Here is a 17,108-nt window from a genome sequence, read left to right on the forward strand (position 1 = left end):
AAATTTCTTATACATTTCTACTTATCTATTCCCCAAAAACTTTTCACTAATCAATTACTTCCATTTTAATCTCACATTTTTCAAACTTCTTTTCTGTTTTCATTTTATTTCCTTCTATATAATGAATACAAAAGGAGTGAAGGCGATGTGCTTAATCAATTTTAGTTTTCATGCTCACCAGCGCTACAAACTGGTCATTGCCGCTAACCGCGATGAGTTTTATAAACGGCCAACAGAAAAAGCGCATTATTGGAACGATGAACCAGACATTTTGGCTGGCCGTGATCTCTTGCAGATGGGCACGTGGCTTGGCGTCACAAAAACGGGTAGAATTGCAGCCCTCACTAATTTCCGGGATCCTTCTATGCCAGAAGCGGGAAAATTATCACGAGGTGCCCTTGTCCGGGATTTTTTAGCAACTGACGAAGCGCCCGAAGTTTTTATCCATTCTTTAGCTGCCGAAGACTATACGGGATTTAACTTAATTGCTGGCACAGCGGATGAACTCTTCTACTACAACAATATCGATAAAAGGCTTTCTGCGATCCATAACGGCGTACACGGACTAAGCAATCACTTTTTAAATACTCCCTGGCCGAAAGTAATTAAAGGCAAAAATCAATTGGACCGGTATCTCTCAGAACACGAAGAGCTTGATTTAGGCCTGATTTTTGAACTGTTGGCGGATGCAGAACAAGCTGACGAAACAGATTTGCCCAATACAGGCGTTGGCTTGGAATTCGAAAAAATGCTCTCACCGATGTTCATTAAAACCGCTGACTACGGAACCCGCTCTTCAACCATCGTGGCTGTGGATGTGGAAAATAACCTTACCTTTGCAGAACGCGTCTATAAGGACGGGGTATTGAAAGAAGAACAAGTTTTCAATTTCAAGATCAGTAATCTCTAGCATTTAAAAAGGAGTTGTCCCAAATTACTTTTGGGACAACTCCTTACACATTCCCGCATTAAGTTTTCTTATCCTAAGGAACCGGTAAGGCTATCCAGCAGCCGCTGATACGCGGGGAGTTCTTTTTCCCATTCTTGTTCTCGGACTATTCCCTTCTCATCCAATTGCGCTTGGATTACATCGAGACACACATGCCAGCCGGCAAGGTCTTTTGCGGTGTGTGGCGTCAGTTGGCGAATCGTTTCGATTAAGATGAGTTGAGTTTTGCCTTCCAACGGCTGCACCTCAAAATGGACTTCGTCTTCTCCCCACTCAAATCCCAGGATGCTTCCTTCTTTATAATGCAAAATGGCCATTTCTTCATAAGATCCATTGCCGAAATCGAATCGAATGGCGCCTCCTTCCTTCAACTCCTGAATCGATAATTCTGGAAACCATTGCTTAATCTTTTGGTTGTCGACCAGCATTTTCCACACAGATTCTGGTGCATGCGACAATATGCGCGCAAATGTAGCTGTATATCCATGCTCATCTTGAATAATTTCTGCTCTCATCCATTTTCCTCCTCGATTTAGATGCTTTATTATTCCTTACCCTTGTAGAAGGGATTTTCTCCAAAAGCCCTAAAATTTTTTGAAGCCGATAAATGAAAGAAAATCTGGGTATACAGCGTTTAAGGAGTTGAATAATATGAGACTGGGTTATGCTTGTATGAATACTGAATTGAAAACCGTGTTCCGGACTTTGCGTGTTGCAACAGCGGAAGCTGAAGGCATCGCGAAGATTAAAGACTTAACATTGAAAAACATGCAGACGACTTTGGAGATTCTCCAATGGAATCTTGAACATGATATTTATTTCTACCGCGCTTCAAGTTCGATGATTCCGCTTTCCACCCACCCCATCAATGATTGGATTTGGTGGGAAGATCCTGATTTCCTATCGATTGCCGCTCAAATAAGAGAGATTGCAGAAACGCATGAGATGCGTGTTTCGATGCATCCTGGCCAATACACGGTCCTGAATTCCCCAAAGCCCGAAGTGGTGGAGAAATCCGTCCAGGATTTGGTGTATCACGACCGGCTTATTGCATTGTTAGGAGGCAATGACTTGATTGTCCATACAGGCGGTGCCTATGGAGACAAAGAGCAAGCAAAAATGAGATTCGCTGAAAACTATGCTTTATTGCCAGCTAGCATAAAACAGCGGCTCCGTTTAGAAAATGACGACAAAACATTTACTGTCCGCGATGTCCTGGACGTCAACAAATTATGCGGTGTCCCGATTTGCTTTGATATTCATCACCATAATTGCAATAACGACGGGAATCCTGTTGATTACGCCGAAATCTTGGCAACTTGGGATGGCTTCGGCACACCCAAAATCCATATCAGCACTGGCAAGGAAGGATTTACAGACCTGCGCCATCATAATATTGTCACGAAAGAAGACTTTGACGAATTGCTGCTGCTTCTAAAAGGGACAGATGCGGACATCATGTTTGAAGCCAAGATGAAAGAACAAGCGGTCCTTCCTTTTATCGAACAATTAACGGGTAAAAAATCGTAAAAATTCCGGAGAAAACCTTCTCCGGAATTTTTCATGAACAGCCGAACATTTTATCTAGACAATGTGATTTGATCTTGGTTGATGTTTTCTTTTAGCTTTTTTAAAACACGCTCCCTCCTTTTTTTCATGCCAGCTAGCGAGAGCCCTTCCCGAGCTGCAAGTCTAGTTAAGCTGTTTCCTTTAACGAAAAGTTCTTCCAATAGTCTTCTTTCTTCATTTTTTAAATAGAGGGCATCTATCCATTCCGGCAATTCATCTTCTTCTGATGAAACAGCTACGTCGTCAAATTCATGATTTTGCTGCACAAGATTTCGTTCAATGTATTTCGTCTCTTTTTTCAAATGATCAAGCATCGCGCCATGAATGGTCCGATAAGCAAATGTGGTGAAACTTCCTTTTGATTCGTCGTAGCGGATACTCGCTTGCCAAAGTGCAATTTTTCCTATCTGGCGAAAGCTTTCAAAATCTCGGTATATATGCAGTTTTCGAATGAGCGCGGTAATCATTGGTGCATATTGAACAGCTAATTCTTCGTATTCTTCCAAGTTCGAATCCTTCTGGATATCCTTTTGTATTCCCGGGTATTTCCAGAATAGCTGTTGATTTTTCCAGCAGCAAAATCGGATTTATGGCGTTAAAGCCTTCATATCGCTCTTCTCAACAACTCTAGAGCCCTATACTGCCAAGCAAAACTTTTGTCCTTAGCCGATTCCAAGAAATTCCGAACAATTTTCTTTTCAATCAATTGGCAAATCAAACTCGAATCTCTTTAAAAAACACTGCATTGGAGATCGGGAACATCTTCCCATTCTTCCAATGCAGTGTTTTTAAGCGATTTCATCACGCAAAATCAAAAAGGATATTTCGATTTCCCATTTGGTTAAATCCGGCTCCGTTTCAGGATCCGTTAAATACTGTTCGAAGCGCCCGTTCCAAATTTCAGTATCTCCTTCAAAGCGTTTATCAAAAGACAAACCTTCCTTTAGCGCCCATTTTTCCACTTCAAGCACGGAATCCCGGAGCCTATCTGGATGCCCTTTATGGATGGCTCGAACGTAAGACCCTTCAGGAATCGAACTGGCAATTACCCGCTCATCGCCAATCACCATCCTTTCTAATGGGACTCCGACTTCCAGATCAAATTCATTATTGCCCTCTTCCAGACACCAATACCGATAGAACGGCGCTCCTGCTGGCATTAAGTTTTTGTTTTCCAGCCACTGAAAGAGCTCCGGCACTAAAGCAGTGGTCCTACTCCACTCCTCCATTGCCGCTTTTACAGGGATTGCTGCATACGGCTGTTCAATTCTATATTCCACGCTTGGTCCAGATAATAAATACGATGCCATTTATAACCTTCCCTTCCTTAAAACGCTTTTATTGAATATGAAATACCGCTACTTTTTTGCTATTTCCTCTCTATTTACCCTATTTTCTTGATGTAAACGCTAGAGGCACTCAGCACCTTTTGCAGACACAAAATAGACACAGGATAAGAGTTCCTATAAATTGACTCTGTTTTTTCCAAGCTTTATCCTAAAGTATGACCGAAGGGTTACTTAAAATGACCAACTGGTTTTAAGGAGGGTTGTCATGGACAAACGGCAGGAATTGATGAATCATGCTGTACATTTCTTTTCCATCAAAGGATTTCATCAAACATCTGTCCAGGAAATAGCGAAGGCGGCGGGAATCTCAAAAGGGGCTTTCTATAAGCACTTCGATTCGAAAGAAGGTATATTCGTAGAAATCCTCAAGCAATATCACGAAGATTTGACAAGAGATTTGAATAGCACCGACTTTGAGCCTGGCTTGACTAACCGTGAATTTTTCAAGAAAAAACTATTATTGGAGATCGAACGGACAGTTATGAACAAAGAATTCTTTTTAATGGTCTTCAAGGATTTTCCGGCAAATGATAATGAACTTATGCAAAATCTGCTGCAAGAACTTCGGATCGCGCAGCTAGTCTTACATAAATACAGTTTGCTTGAAGTCTACGGGAATAGAGCCGAACCTTTCATCTACGATCTTGTGACCATCTTTGAAGGGATTAAAAAGGAATATTATTTCTATTTGATTTTTGAGAACCGGCCTATCGACAAAGAGCTGCTGGCTGAATTCATCGTTTCAAGCCTCGATGCCATCGTCAACCACTCTGAGAAACTTAACCCTGTCCTTACCGACTTCACCTCTTCTATTTCTCCACTGGAAGAAGCTTTCAACCAATTGGAAGGGCAGATCAAACAAACTTCTTCCAAAAGAGAAGAGCATCTCTCTGCTTTTCTCATGCTGAAAGAAGAAATGGGCAAAAAAGATTCCAAGTCATTTTTGATCGATGCCCTACTGGATTATTTAAGACAAGAAGAATCATTAGCAACCGAACTTTCAACTTTAGAGAAGTTCATTTGAAGGAGTGTATGGATTGAAGAAAATTATTGATTTTTCATTGAACAACAAGTTCGCTATTTGGATCTTGACGATCATGGTTGTTGTTGCCGGCCTTTATGCAGGCTTGACTATGAAACAAGAATCCATCCCAAGCATTACCCTTCCTGCCGTGACCGTCGTCACGACGTATCCGGGCGCTGCACCGGATGAAATAATGGAAGAGATTACAATTCCTATGGAACAGCGGATTCAAAACATGAGCGGTGTCGAACTGATGACATCCACTTCGCTTGCCAATGCTTCCACGATCCAAGTCCAATATGCTTTTGAAGTGGATATGGACGAAGCGACACGCGAATTGGAAGATGCTTTATCACAGATTTCCATTCCGGAAGCTGCAAATGAACCGCAAGTATCACGCGTCAGCTTAGATGCTTTCCCGGTTCTTGCATTAAGCGTCAGTAAGCCTGGCAGTTCGTTAGAAGAATTGACTGCAGACGTAGAAGAACATGTCCTTCCAGCTATCGAAGGCATTGAAGGGCTATCCGAGGCGCAAGTTTCTGGGCAGCGCGTCCAGAAAGTGACGATGACTTTTGATAAAGCTGCTTTAGCGCAGTATGGATTGACGGAAGAAACGATCCAACAATTGATCCAAGGTTCGAATCTCACCTTCCCGTTAGGATTGACGAATTTCGATGGCGAATTGAAAAACTTGGTCATCGATGGCAATGTGACGACTGTTGAAGATTTGAAGAACCTTCAAATTCCAGCAGTCCCTCAATCGGCACAAGCACCTTCGGGTGATGCCGCTGGAGCTCCAGGAGCACCGGGAGCTGCGCCTGAGGCACCATCTCAACCGGCAGCACCTTCCACACCTGCTGCTGAAGTGCCTGCTGCAGCTGCAATCCCAACTGTCGCATTAAGTGATTTAGCGGAAATTGAAGTTGTCAGTGAAGCGGAATCCATTTCACGGACAAACGGCGAAGAGTCGATCGGCCTTTCGATTGTAAAATCTCCGGAAGCCAATACAGTGGAAGTTGTAAATGGCGTAAAAGACGTCATCACTGATTTGGAAAAAGACTTTGACTTAACCGTTGCCACCACATTTGACCAAGGAGAGCCGATTGAACAATCGGTTGAAACGATGCTGAGCAAAGCCCTTTACGGCATCTTGTTTGCCGTTGTTATCATCTTGCTCTTCCTGCGCAGCTTTAAAACAACATTAATATCGATCATTTCGATTCCTCTATCTTTATTGATGGCGATTTTCCTACTGAATCAACTCGATATTACGTTAAACATTATGACACTCGGCGCTTTGACCGTCGCAATCGGACGTGTCATTGACGACTCGATCGTAGTCATTGAAAATATTTACCGCCGCATGGCATTGCCTGGCGAAAAATTGCGCGGCAAAGAATTGATTCGTGAAGCAACACGCGAAATGTTCCTTCCAATTTTCTCTTCTACTGTCGTAACGATCGCCGTATTCTTGCCGCTGGCGCTTGTCAGCGGACAGATCGGTGAATTGTTCTTGCCATTTGCATTGGCAGTAGTCTTTGCACTTGCCGCATCTCTGCTCGTTGCAGTTACAATCGTGCCGATGATGGCCCACTTGATGTACGGCAAACAATTAAAAAACTTGGATGCCAACAAATCAGTTACTAAAGAACACAAGCCTGGGAAAATGGCAGCTGGCTATAAACGCATCTTGGAATGGTCGTTGAACCATAAGATCATCACATTCGGCGGAGCTGCTGTGCTTCTCGCAGCGAGTCTTTTCTTAGTGCCGGTAATCGGTGTAAGTTTCTTGCCTGAGCAGGAACAGAAACTGGTAATGGCTACTTACAGCCCAGAACCTGGACAGACGCGTGAAGACGTTGAAGAAATTGCCCTTAATGCAGAAAGCGCAATCGGAGAACGCGATGGCGTCACTTCTTATCAATACTCGCTTGGCGGTGGAAATCCATTGACAGCGATGGGCGGCGGCGGAGATAATTCCGCGTTGTTCTATATTGAATATGATTCTGATTTTGAAGAATTCAGCGAAGAAAGCACAAACTTAATCGAAGAGTTGAACGAAAATACAGAAGCAGGCGAATGGAGCAGCCTCGACTTTGCCGCCATGGGTGCAACAGGACTTGAACTGTTCGTCTACGGCGATAATATCGAAGACATCCAATCCGCTATTGACCAAATCCAACCTATCATGGAAGAACATGATGAATTGGAAAACACAGAGTCCAGTTTGACTGAAGCTTACGATCAATTTACTTTAGTCGCAAATCAACAGGCGCTAAGTGAAAAAGGGCTGACTGCAGCTCAAATCGGCATGGCATTAAGCAATGTCGGTGAAGCACCAATCTTAACTACCGTAAAAAATGAAGACAAAGACATTAATGTTTATATCGAAACAGAAGAAACAACGTATGCAGGAATTGACGACGTGACTAACGTGCAAATTCCGACAGCACTTGGCACGACTGTTTCGGTCGGCGATGTAATGGAAGTCGAAGAAGGCAAATCACCGGATACCATTAACCGCAGAGACGGCCAAATGTACGCTTCATTGACTGCAGATGTGCTCGGAAACAACGCAGCTGCCATCACTACTGAAATTGATGAAAAAGTGGCGGACCTTGATTTGCCTTCTGGCGTTTCAATTGACCACGGCGGCGTTACCGAACAAATCAATGAATCATTCAGCCAGCTTGGCTTAGCAATGCTTGCTGCGATTGCCATTGTCTACTTCGTTCTTGTCGTAACATTCGGCGGAGCACTTGCTCCATTCTCAATCTTGTTCTCGCTGCCTTTCACAGTTATTGGTGTATTGGTCGCGCTATGGATTACAGGAGAGTCGTTGAGTGTCAACGCATTGATCGGTGTCCTGATGCTGATCGGCATCGTAGTGACGAACGCAATTGTCTTGATTGACCGGGTTATCCACATGGAAAAAGCCGGACTTACGACACGCGAAGCGCTTCTTGAAGGCGGCGTCACACGTCTCCGTCCGATCTTGATGACGGCCCTAGCAACTATTGGCGCATTGATTCCACTGGCTATCGGCGCTGAAGGCGACGGCGGTGGATTGATATCCAAAGGACTTGGCATCACCGTAATCGGTGGACTTGTCAGCTCCACTTTATTGACTTTGGTAATTGTACCGATTGTCTATGAAGTGACAGCGAAATTCCGTAAAAAGCAAGTCGATTAAACGAACTAGCTTAGCCCCTTTCTTATGAAAGGGGCTATTTTTTTAAAAAAACATGGACGAATAAAGGCGAAAGCACCTCGCATCCAAGTTTTCGCACCTCAACACGTCAACTTCGCACCTCACACACAAAAAACATCCAAAAGTCCGCTGAACTAAAAAATTTAGCAGGCATTCTCTTTCTTCTTCCATGATGACAACCTTTTCCATCAATCATGGTGTGTTCTGTTCAATTAAACTCCGAGAAAATAACTAGTACTTTTTAAATATATTTTTTATAATATAGATAAATAAATGATATTTTATTGATTAAAAATGATATAATATAATCATAAAATAGAACAAAATAATATTTTAAGTTATTACTAAAATTATTCATTCCAAACTTATACATACGCATTCAACTAAAATGCGTTATGAAAAAAGGGGTGGACAATGTGAAAAGCAAACTTCTCAAAATTGCCGCAGCCTTCTTATTAATTCTTTTTACCGCCCTCTCATTCTCACCATCTGCTGAAGCAGCCAGCTCTAAATTCATTTCAAAAGCCACTACCTCAAGCAAAGTTGTCGCTTTGACGTTTGATGATGGATCTGACGGCACCAATATCCAAAAAATCCTCAATACTTTGTCGGCGAATAAAATCAAAGCGACATTCTTTCTGACGGGATCCGGTGCAAATAATCATCCACAAGCCATCAAAAATATTGCAGTGGGCGGCCATCAACTTGCCAACCATTCCTACTCTCATCCCGACTTCACAAAATTGACTGCGTCTCAAATAAAAGCTGAACTGGACAAAACAGAAGCTGCTGTCAAAAAGATCACGGGCAAATCCACGAAGCCTTTGTTCCGTGCACCGTTTGGAGCTTCGAACGCAGCCGTCTTTGCGGCAGTTGGAAATGCCGGATACACCCATACAATTCAATGGAATATTGATACTTTGGATTGGAAAGGCGTATACTCTACAGCCATCACCAATAAAGTCGTCAATAATATCGTGCCGGGTTCCATCGTCTTAATGCACACGGGCGCTGGGGCATCCGGAACTCCGGGTGCGCTTCAAGGCATCATCACCAAATTGAAAGCAAAAGGCTATTCTTTTGTGACAGTCTCTCAATTGCTGAAACTGCCTTCCGCCCCTCCACCTGCTGCCGGCAATAAGTATACGGTCAAAGCGGGAGATACGCTTTACAGCATCGCGAAACGGTACAATGTCACAGTAAATGCTTTGGCTTCCGCCAATAAGATATCAAGCCCATATATCATCCGGGTCGGCCAAGTATTGATCATCCCAGGCAAGGCTGCACCTCCTGTTGCTTCGGTGAAATATACCGTCAAAGCTGGAGACACGCTTTATAGTATTGCGAGAAAATATAATTCAACTGTAGCTAAAATTGCCGCAGCCAATAAAATCCCAAGCCCTTACCTTATAAAAGTGGGACAAGTCTTGACGATCCCGAGATAATTTTTTGACAAGCAGCCATTTCCACTGGCTGCTTTTTTGTTTGAATCTTTTTCCTCTTCGTTTTGAAAATCACCTCTTTCAGCCTAAGTAAAATACAATAATTCCAATATAATGTACGCTATAATTGAAGCTGGATTCAATATTGCAGAAGAAAAGAGGAATGCCGGTGCGAAAAATTCTATTTTCCATCTTTGGGCTCATCATTATAGTAGCGTTACCTTTCGCTTTCTGGTTTTTACAAGAAAAAGAAAATTTGCAAGTCGCCATTATCGACAAAACGGTGCCTAACGAATCCTACCGTGAACACCACGGTTTGACATGGCTCTTAAATCATATGGGCTATTTGAAAAATGATGATTCAGCTTATCAAGCAGGTGTAGACTATTTTGGCTTTAAGCCGGATGAACAAAACGAATCCTATGAGTTAAATGAAATTCCGGAGGATTTCGGCGAAACGGATTTTATTTATTTAGCCGATACTTACGGAGTCTACCAAGAAGATCTGGCTTGGAATGAACAAAGCCAGGAAGCAGAAAATGCTCCTTCATTGGTCTATGGAGGACTCGAAATGGCCGAATGGCAAAGCATCCAAAATCAGGTTGATGCTGGAGACAGCGACCTTGTGGTGGAATTTAACACGCTCGCCTCCCCCACTTCCACGGAAGTCAGGGACACGGCAGCAGATTATTTAGGGATTCAGCCGACTGGCTGGAGCGGCCGGAAATTCAATGAATTGGATGAACAGCAAGAGGAAGTTCCGAAATGGGTTATTTCCCGTTATGAAGAAGCAGGAGATCGCTGGAACTTTGCCGGCGCAGGTTTTGTCCTGGCAAATGATCAGTCTGGTGAGATCCTCGTACTCTCTGAACAGGAAGGGCTGATTGGCGATGATGGGATTCAACTGGATTTCACAGAAGCCGGGCAAGAGCTGTTTTCAATGGAGGATTCTCCTGAATTCACTTATTGGTTTGATATCAATGAAGCAGCTGAAAGCAGCATCTTAGCCAATTACAAATGGGACCTTTCGGAAAAAGGAAAAGCATTATTAGCTGAAAATGGAATTCCCTCGTCTTTCCCAGCTATCGTCCATCAGCAAAAAAATACGGCAGAGACGTTTTATTTTGCGGGAGATTTTGTGGACATTGCAGAAGTTCCGAGCTTTTATCAATTTGCCGGATTTGCGAAAGTGCGGTCTTGGCTATCGTTTGAAAGCATCTCTGGAGATACGAGCTTCTTTTGGAAAACTTACGCTCCGATGATGAAGAAGATTCTCGAAAACACCGCTTCCCCTGAAACGGTTGCCGCAGCTCCGGAATTGGCAAGCGATGAAGGGATCGCTTATCCTGCCCGGGTCAATGGCCAGGATTTCCAAGTCTATGAAAACGGCGAATGGGAGAACTTCACTGTCAAAGGGGTTAACATGGGGATGGCAAAACCGGGAACTTTCCCAGGGGAAGCAGCAATTACCCGGGAAGAATACGATCGCTGGTTTAAACAGATCGGTGAAATGAATGCCAATGCCATTCGGGTTTATACATTGCATCCCCCTGCTTTCTATCAAGCTTTGAAAGCCTATAACGAGCGAGCAGACAAGCCAATTTATGTGTACCATGGCATCTGGATTGACGAAGAGCCGCTAGCTGAGAAACTTGATGCTTTCGATCCGGAAATCACGGAAAGGTTCCAAGCGGAAATTCGGACATTGGTTGATGTCGTCCACGGCAGCGCAGAAGTGGAACCCCGTCCCGGCCATGCTGCCGGAACATACGATGCGGATATTTCACCTTACGTGATCGGCTGGATTGCCGGCATCGAGTGGGATCCGGTAATGGTGGATCAAATGGTGAACAAGTATCCAGATCTCGGTGAGTTTGAAGGAAAGCATGTTTATACAGAAGGCGCCAGCCCGATGGAAAATTGGATTGCGCAGCAGCTGGACATGCTTGCTTCATACGAATTGGACAATTATCAGAGCATGCGTCCATTAAGTTTTACGAATTGGGTGACTACGGATAATTTAGAGCAGCCTTCAGAGCCAAGTGAAAAAGAAGATATTGCAGAAATCGATCCCAACCATATCAAAATGACAGGGCAAACTGAAAATGTCGGGATGTTTGCTTCTTATCACATCTACCCTTACTATCCTGACTTCTTGAATTTAGAGGAAAAATATACGGAGTTTATTGATCATCGCGGCGAGAAAAACAACTACGCCGGCTATTTAAAAGACTTAAACGACTCGCATGAAATGCCAATATTAGTAGCCGAATTCGGTGTGCCCGCTTCCCGCGGAAAAACGCATGAAAATCCATCCGGATGGAACCAAGGCTTCATATCCGAGACGCAGCAAGGCGATATTGCCCAGCGTCTTTATGAAGATATTCTAAATGAAGGCATGCTTGGCGGACTTGTGTTTACGTGGCAAGACGAATGGTTTAAGCGGACTTGGAATACCATGGATTACGACAATCCGGATCAGCGTCCATTCTGGTCGAATGCCCAAACAAACGAGCAGCAATTCGGCATCTTGAGTTTTGACCGCCATAAAGTGAAAGTTAATGGCGTGGATGACTGGGAAACGGGTGAAACGCTTTATGAAAAAAATGAGGGGCCAATGCAGTCGATCGAAATGGACCATGATGAACGCTACCTCTACATCAAAACCACTTTCGATGAAGCACATAAAGCCTGGTGGAACCTTCAGCAATTCCATTTGTATTTCAATATTCGCGACGGCAAAGGAATTCCGGTAGAAACTGGTGCTGCTGCACCATTCAATGCTGATTTCCATTTGCAGATTGACGGTAAAGAATCCGCCCATCTATTAGTTGCAGGAGATTACGATTCGTTCTACTACGATTATGCAGAGAGGCTTGAAATGATTCCGGAATCGAAAGAAGACATTTCGACCGTCTTCCATCCGATCCGTCTTGCTTTGAGCAAAGAATTTACACGTCCCGATACCGGGGAAGTCTTCCCGTTCTCTTCTTATGAAACCGGCGTGCTGCAATTCGGAGTTGCAGATCCGGAAAGTGAAGACTACGACTCATTGAACGATTATTTCTATTCGGAAGAAACCGGTGTACTGGAAATCCGGATTCCATGGATGCTGCTCAACGCCAAAGATCCGGGCCGAAAGGAATTTGCGGGTGATTTCTGGAAAGAAGGCCTTGAATCTTCCATTACCGCAGAACGGATCGCAGTTGCAGCAACATTGACCGATCAGGATGAGAAAATCGTTGATTCATTTGCTGGCAAAAATCCTGCGGAGTACACGTGGGAAACTTGGGAGCTTCCTGAAACAAATGAACGTTTAAAACAATCCTATTACATCCTCCAAGAATTCTTTGGAAAGATTGAATGAAAAAAGGAGTTGTCCCAAATATAATTGGGACAACTCCTTTTTAGGTAGGCGTATCGTCTGAGAAAACGCCTTTTCGTTCCATGTCTCCCCATGCGTGCTTTTTGCGGAGCGAATAAACCAAGCCTTGCACGCGCCAGAAGTTGGCCAAAATCCGGTACCAGAATATTTCTGTCAGTGCATAGATGTATAAAATGAAAATGCTTTTGACATCCGGATATTTATGATATGTCCATTCTTCTAGCAGCACGGCAAGAGCTGATAAAAGGGAGCCGTATAAAATCATGACGAGAAGCATCACTAACGCAATCTCGGTATCAACAAATGAAAACAGCAGTCCGCTGATAATGATGCCATAGCCGATGACTTCAAAAACGGCACTCAACAGCTCGATGAACAAATAATAAGGCATGGAAAACATGCCGATGCCTTTATATTTCGGATTGAACAGCATTTTCCGGTGGATCCAAATCGTTTCCGCTAATCCGCGCTGCCAGCGGATGCGCTGTGCCCGCAAGGAAGCGATTGTGCTCGGTGCTTCTGTCCAGCAAACCGGATCTTGGATATATTCGATGCGCTGATTGGATTTCTCCTCTTTGATCGAACGATGGATCCGGACGATCAATTCCATATCTTCGCCGACCGTTTTCGTATTATAGCCGCCGACTTTAATAACGCGGCTTTTCTCGAAAACACCGAATGCTCCAGAAATGATCAGTAAAATATTCGCGCGGCTAAAACCTAGGCGGCCAATCAAAAAGGCCCGGAAATATTCAACGATCTGCATCACTTCCAACGGCCGTTTCGGCAATTTGATTTCTGTGACTTCGCCTTTTACGATTTTACAGCCGTTGGCAATCCGGACCGTTCCACCCGTTGCAGTTACTCTGCCGCTTGAATCGATGATCGGCTTCATGGTCTTCAATAAGGCGTCTTTTTCCAAAATGGAGTCGCCGTCAATCGCAGCAAAATAAGGGTATTGCGAGAAATTCACCCCAGCATTCAATGCATCGGCTTTTCCCCCATTCTCTTTTTCGATCAAATAGAGATTCGGATGCAATTGGGATTGATAAGCAGCCGTCAGTTTGCCGGTCTTAAAATAGCTTCTCGCAGCCAATTCGATTCGCTTCATTTTAAAGACATCCATTAACTTTTCACTCGTTTTATCTGTCGAACCATCATTGACCACGATGATTTCGTATTGTGGGTAGTTTAATGCCAGCAAAGACCGAACGGTGCTCGCCACTCCCGCCTCCTCATTATAGGCCGGAACCAAAATAGAGATCGGATAGGTGTCTTTATTGATCATGATTTCTTCAATTTGTTCCGTCCGGTTCAATTTTTTCTCCCGGTTGATTTTTGGGCCGGCTACCATAAAAAGTACGAGATAAATACTGCCGGCTGCCAACATGTAAATAATGATGCCGAAGGATATTAGTTCAACCACATTCATCGATTTCCTCCCCCTTTCTTTGTCAGCATATGTCTTGCAACATCACGGGCGTAGGCGTCTTCGCTGGTTGAAGCAATTTCATGCAGCAAGGCATTGCCATCTTCAAACTCCTGAAGATTATCTGCTGCTGAAAAGCGCACCCACCAAACAGGGTCCGTGAATAAGTGGATAAGCTGTTCTTTAAAATCGCTCAATTTGCAAGCTCCGGCCAATTTCGCCGCATACATGCGTTCTTCCCAAAAGATGGAGATAAAGAACGCTGATAACTTTTGGGGTTCTGAAATTTTGCCGTAATGCGTCAAACTCTTCATCGCTTTGATCCGCACTTCTTTTCGTTCGTCCGTCATCATTTTTTCGACAAACGGGAAAAAGCGTTCACTTTTCCGTTCGCCGTTTAGCATAATAAATGCATATAGAAGGTTTTCAGGTGCATCATCTTTCATAAACATCCTGGCCATGATTCTTTGATGAAGTTCTTCGTCCATTCTCATCAATAATTCTTTGGAAAAGCCGATAGATAAGGTCTTTTGTTCGAACAACACATCCACTACTTTTGGGTCCTGCAAGATGGCGGCGGCCCGAAGGCATTGCCAATATTCATCGTCCTGTTTTTGTAAACCTTTGAAATGTGCAAATACATCTTCCTTTAAAGATGCCATCCGAAAATCCTCGATGAAATAAAGGGAATTGATCCGTTCAGCCCATCCCCCATTTTTCAGGATGGATTTATAGCGCGGAGCCAAATGGCGTTCTGCCAATTCCGTAATTCGTCCTCGCTCTTCTTGGTCTTTATAAGTCTCTTGAAAACCGATGAGCATTTCTTCTAATGCAGCTTGTCTGATGGATTTGTTTGAAGGAAGTTGAGGTTCCAACCATTTTTGTTCGGGAGTTTCGATAAACTTTCTGTAAATCGGCATGACTTGGCTTTTAACCCATGCTATTTTCCGTTGCCGTTTAAGTGCCTTCTGTTTGCCGAAAATTAAAATAGCCAACAATATCAATTGCACTGCTAGCAATCCCATAACTATCCAGAGGAATGTCTGTACCATTCTCATACGCCCCTTCTTTTACACGGCTCATACTTTTTCATACCCTATTATTCCTAAAATAAGTTAATTAGTTTTGACAAATTGTAAATATCAAACAATAGCAAGCTTAATCTTACAACATACAGCTAGAAAAAACAGATGAAAAAAGCCCCCTATTGGTTATAATAGGGGGCTTTGCATTTAATTCTCTAAACTTTTTATCCATCTATCGTAACCGATCCCTTTTAAATGGATGCCGTCAATTGTGATTTCATTTTCCAACTGCCCATTTGCTCCTTCAAATTCCGGATGCAAATCCACAAAACCAAGCTCATATTCGTTAGCCAATCTTTCAAGAATTTGATTGAATTCATCGACTGTCTCATTGGACAGTTCATTATTGAAATCTTTGTTATTGATGGGCAAAATCGACTGCAGGACAAGCCGGCTTTTTGACAGATCAAACGATTCGATGATGTTACGCATATTCTTTTCATAAGTGGCTGAATTTGTCCCTGCCCCAATATCATTAATGCCGATCATTATGTATACTTCTTTCGGATTTCGATCTACGACTTCCGCAATCCGGTTCAGGACGCCTGTTGAGGTATCTTCTGCGATTCCTCGATTCAATACTTTCTCTTTTGGATAGTATTCCTGAAATTCTCCATGGTCGGTGATGCTGTCACCTAGAAAAATTTTATCCGGCGCCTCCGTATCCAGTGATTCAAAAATCGCTTTTTTCTGCAGGTAATAATCTGGAAATTTTTGATCCGAAGCCAGTGAATCCCATTGTTCTTTGATAAAACCGATTCCTCCTTGTTTTGCCAGGATGAATCCCGCAATGCCGACAAAGGCAAGATTCAACGCTACGGATATGCTTAAAAACACTTTAAACTTCTTCATGCTGTCCACTTCCTGTTTCTCTAGTTGCTTTTCTTCGCACAATAGGAAGTATTTCCTTCTTAGCCAGGCTTTAAACCCGGCTAAGCAGCTCTTGGCCTTGAAAAGAACTTGCGGTAAAGTTTCAGGAAAACGATGGCGAGCACAACCAAGAAGACAATCGCTAAAACGGGCACAATTAAAATTAAAATTGGTACAGTTGTCGCCGTTGCATCTTCAATTCCCGCTACCACCGGACTCATCAGCACGGTTTCACTTGCTCCTTTGACGGATGCCACTGCAGCATGTGAAGCGCTGGCAATGCCCCCGCCTCCAATAATGGCGATGCTCCATTCCAAAAATGGACTCATATCCCCGATAAATGATGCCGTCAATAAAATTCCTGCAAGTGCTGCGAGAGGCGTCTCCAATACTTTCATGAATGAGCCGACGGCCGGAATGTAATTGACCGACACTTCCAGAACCGTCGCTATGGCAAATGCGATCAGTGCCGGAGTACTTCCGATCCAACTAAACCCTTCTGAAAGCGATAGCCAATCAGCCCGCACGAATATGCCGGTAATCAATAAGGGCGTAAAAACCCGGAAACCTGTAGTGGCACTTAAAGCCAATCCGATGCAAACTGCAAGTATCGTCTCCATCCTAATCCTCCATCCTTTGAAACGCTTTGTTCTTACTATACCTGAAAAGCGTCTCTTCAAACTTTTACTTGGAACAACTCGTAAGAACAAGTAAAATAATTAGAATTTAATGACATGGAAGGAAAAAAGATTATCATTGCTACTACGGTAATAAATGATTTGAATCCTCATTTGC

General features: G+C 43.5%; 13 protein-coding genes. 6 read left to right on the top strand and 7 right to left on the bottom strand.

The window, feature by feature from the left end:
- The first annotated feature begins 145 nt into the window (after positions 1-145).
- Positions 146-910 (top strand): NRDE family protein, encoded by a 765-nt coding sequence (locus tag L0M13_RS12795; RefSeq protein ID WP_235196865.1) that lies wholly within the window; start codon positions 146-148, stop codon positions 908-910.
- Positions 911-978: 68 nt separating this feature from the next.
- Here the strand turns inward: L0M13_RS12795 and L0M13_RS12800 are convergent, their stop codons facing one another.
- Positions 979-1,464, bottom strand: a complete 486-nt coding sequence (locus L0M13_RS12800; RefSeq protein ID WP_235196866.1) for an SRPBCC family protein — start codon at positions 1,462-1,464, stop codon at positions 979-981.
- A 136-nt stretch (positions 1,465-1,600) separates the two neighbouring features.
- Here L0M13_RS12800 and uvsE point away from each other — a divergent pair, with 136 nt between their 5' ends.
- Positions 1,601-2,479: a UV DNA damage repair endonuclease UvsE gene (gene uvsE / locus L0M13_RS12805; protein WP_235196867.1), complete on the top strand. Its 879-nt coding sequence runs from the start codon at positions 1,601-1,603 to the stop codon at positions 2,477-2,479.
- Between the two features lie 50 nt (positions 2,480-2,529).
- Here the strand turns inward: uvsE and L0M13_RS12810 are convergent, their stop codons facing one another.
- Positions 2,530-3,024, bottom strand: coding sequence for a sigma-70 family RNA polymerase sigma factor (locus L0M13_RS12810; protein ID WP_235196868.1), 495 nt, complete (start codon positions 3,022-3,024; stop codon positions 2,530-2,532).
- Positions 3,025-3,306: 282 nt separating this feature from the next.
- The gene (locus L0M13_RS12815; protein ID WP_235196869.1) at positions 3,307-3,828 is read right to left on the bottom strand and encodes a GyrI-like domain-containing protein; all 522 of its coding nucleotides are present in this window, start codon (positions 3,826-3,828) and stop codon (positions 3,307-3,309) included.
- A 244-nt stretch (positions 3,829-4,072) separates the two neighbouring features.
- On the opposite strand from L0M13_RS12815, the gene L0M13_RS12820 reads away from it, so the two are divergent.
- The 4 genes from L0M13_RS12820 to L0M13_RS12835 all read left to right on the top strand — a co-directional run bounded on the left by L0M13_RS12820 (position 4,073) and on the right by L0M13_RS12835 (position 12,911).
- A complete protein-coding gene (locus tag L0M13_RS12820) occupies positions 4,073-4,891 on the top strand; it encodes a TetR/AcrR family transcriptional regulator (protein ID WP_235196871.1) in 819 nt (272 codons plus the stop codon).
- Positions 4,892-4,904: 13 nt separating this feature from the next.
- Positions 4,905-8,084, top strand: a complete 3,180-nt coding sequence (locus L0M13_RS12825) for an efflux RND transporter permease subunit (RefSeq protein ID WP_235196872.1) — start codon at positions 4,905-4,907, stop codon at positions 8,082-8,084.
- Positions 8,085-8,518: 434 nt separating this feature from the next.
- The gene (locus L0M13_RS12830) at positions 8,519-9,547 is read left to right on the top strand and encodes a LysM peptidoglycan-binding domain-containing protein (RefSeq protein WP_235196873.1); all 1,029 of its coding nucleotides are present in this window, start codon (positions 8,519-8,521) and stop codon (positions 9,545-9,547) included.
- 160 nt (positions 9,548-9,707) lie between these two features.
- A complete protein-coding gene (locus L0M13_RS12835; protein ID WP_235196874.1) occupies positions 9,708-12,911 on the top strand; it encodes a hypothetical protein in 3,204 nt (1,067 codons plus the stop codon).
- Positions 12,912-12,951: 40 nt separating this feature from the next.
- Here L0M13_RS12835 and L0M13_RS12840 read toward each other — a convergent pair whose 3' ends face one another.
- The 4 genes from L0M13_RS12840 to L0M13_RS12855 all read right to left on the bottom strand — a co-directional run bounded on the left by L0M13_RS12840 (position 12,952) and on the right by L0M13_RS12855 (position 16,933).
- Positions 12,952-14,361 (bottom strand): glycosyltransferase family 2 protein, encoded by a 1,410-nt coding sequence (locus L0M13_RS12840; protein WP_235196875.1) that lies wholly within the window; start codon positions 14,359-14,361, stop codon positions 12,952-12,954.
- On the bottom strand, positions 14,358-15,410 hold the full coding sequence (locus L0M13_RS12845; RefSeq protein ID WP_235196876.1) for a HEAT repeat domain-containing protein: 1,053 nt from the start codon (positions 15,408-15,410) through the stop codon (positions 14,358-14,360). Before L0M13_RS12845 ends, L0M13_RS12840 begins: the two co-directional genes overlap by 4 nt.
- A gap of 180 nt (positions 15,411-15,590) precedes the next feature.
- Complete coding sequence (locus L0M13_RS12850) at positions 15,591-16,295, bottom strand: GDSL-type esterase/lipase family protein (protein ID WP_235196877.1); 705 nt, start codon at positions 16,293-16,295, stop codon at positions 15,591-15,593.
- A gap of 80 nt (positions 16,296-16,375) precedes the next feature.
- Positions 16,376-16,933 (bottom strand): DUF4126 domain-containing protein, encoded by a 558-nt coding sequence (locus L0M13_RS12855; protein WP_235196878.1) that lies wholly within the window; start codon positions 16,931-16,933, stop codon positions 16,376-16,378.
- Positions 16,934-17,108: the final 175 nt, after the last annotated feature.

The organism is Planococcus sp. 107-1 (genome assembly GCF_021513255.1).
Lineage (GTDB): Bacteria > Bacillota > Bacilli > Bacillales_A > Planococcaceae > Planococcus.

Bases quoted from the DNA above. Each gene is read 5' to 3' on its own strand.
- L0M13_RS12795 (WP_235196865.1), top strand. From the start codon at position 146: ATGTGCTTAATCAATTTTAGTTTTCATGCTCACCAGCGCTACAAACTG.
- L0M13_RS12800 (WP_235196866.1), bottom strand. From the start codon at position 1,464: ATGAGAGCAGAAATTATTCAAGATGAGCATGGATATACAGCTACATTT.
- uvsE (WP_235196867.1), top strand. From the start codon at position 1,601: ATGAGACTGGGTTATGCTTGTATGAATACTGAATTGAAAACCGTGTTC.
- L0M13_RS12815 (WP_235196869.1), bottom strand. From the start codon at position 3,828: ATGGCATCGTATTTATTATCTGGACCAAGCGTGGAATATAGAATTGAA.
- L0M13_RS12820 (WP_235196871.1), top strand. From the start codon at position 4,073: ATGGACAAACGGCAGGAATTGATGAATCATGCTGTACATTTCTTTTCC.
- L0M13_RS12835 (WP_235196874.1), top strand. From the start codon at position 9,708: ATGCCGGTGCGAAAAATTCTATTTTCCATCTTTGGGCTCATCATTATA.
- L0M13_RS12840 (WP_235196875.1), bottom strand. From the start codon at position 14,361: ATGAATGTGGTTGAACTAATATCCTTCGGCATCATTATTTACATGTTG.
- L0M13_RS12845 (WP_235196876.1), bottom strand. From the start codon at position 15,410: ATGGTACAGACATTCCTCTGGATAGTTATGGGATTGCTAGCAGTGCAA.
- L0M13_RS12850 (WP_235196877.1), bottom strand. From the start codon at position 16,295: ATGAAGAAGTTTAAAGTGTTTTTAAGCATATCCGTAGCGTTGAATCTT.
- L0M13_RS12855 (WP_235196878.1), bottom strand. From the start codon at position 16,933: ATGGAGACGATACTTGCAGTTTGCATCGGATTGGCTTTAAGTGCCACT.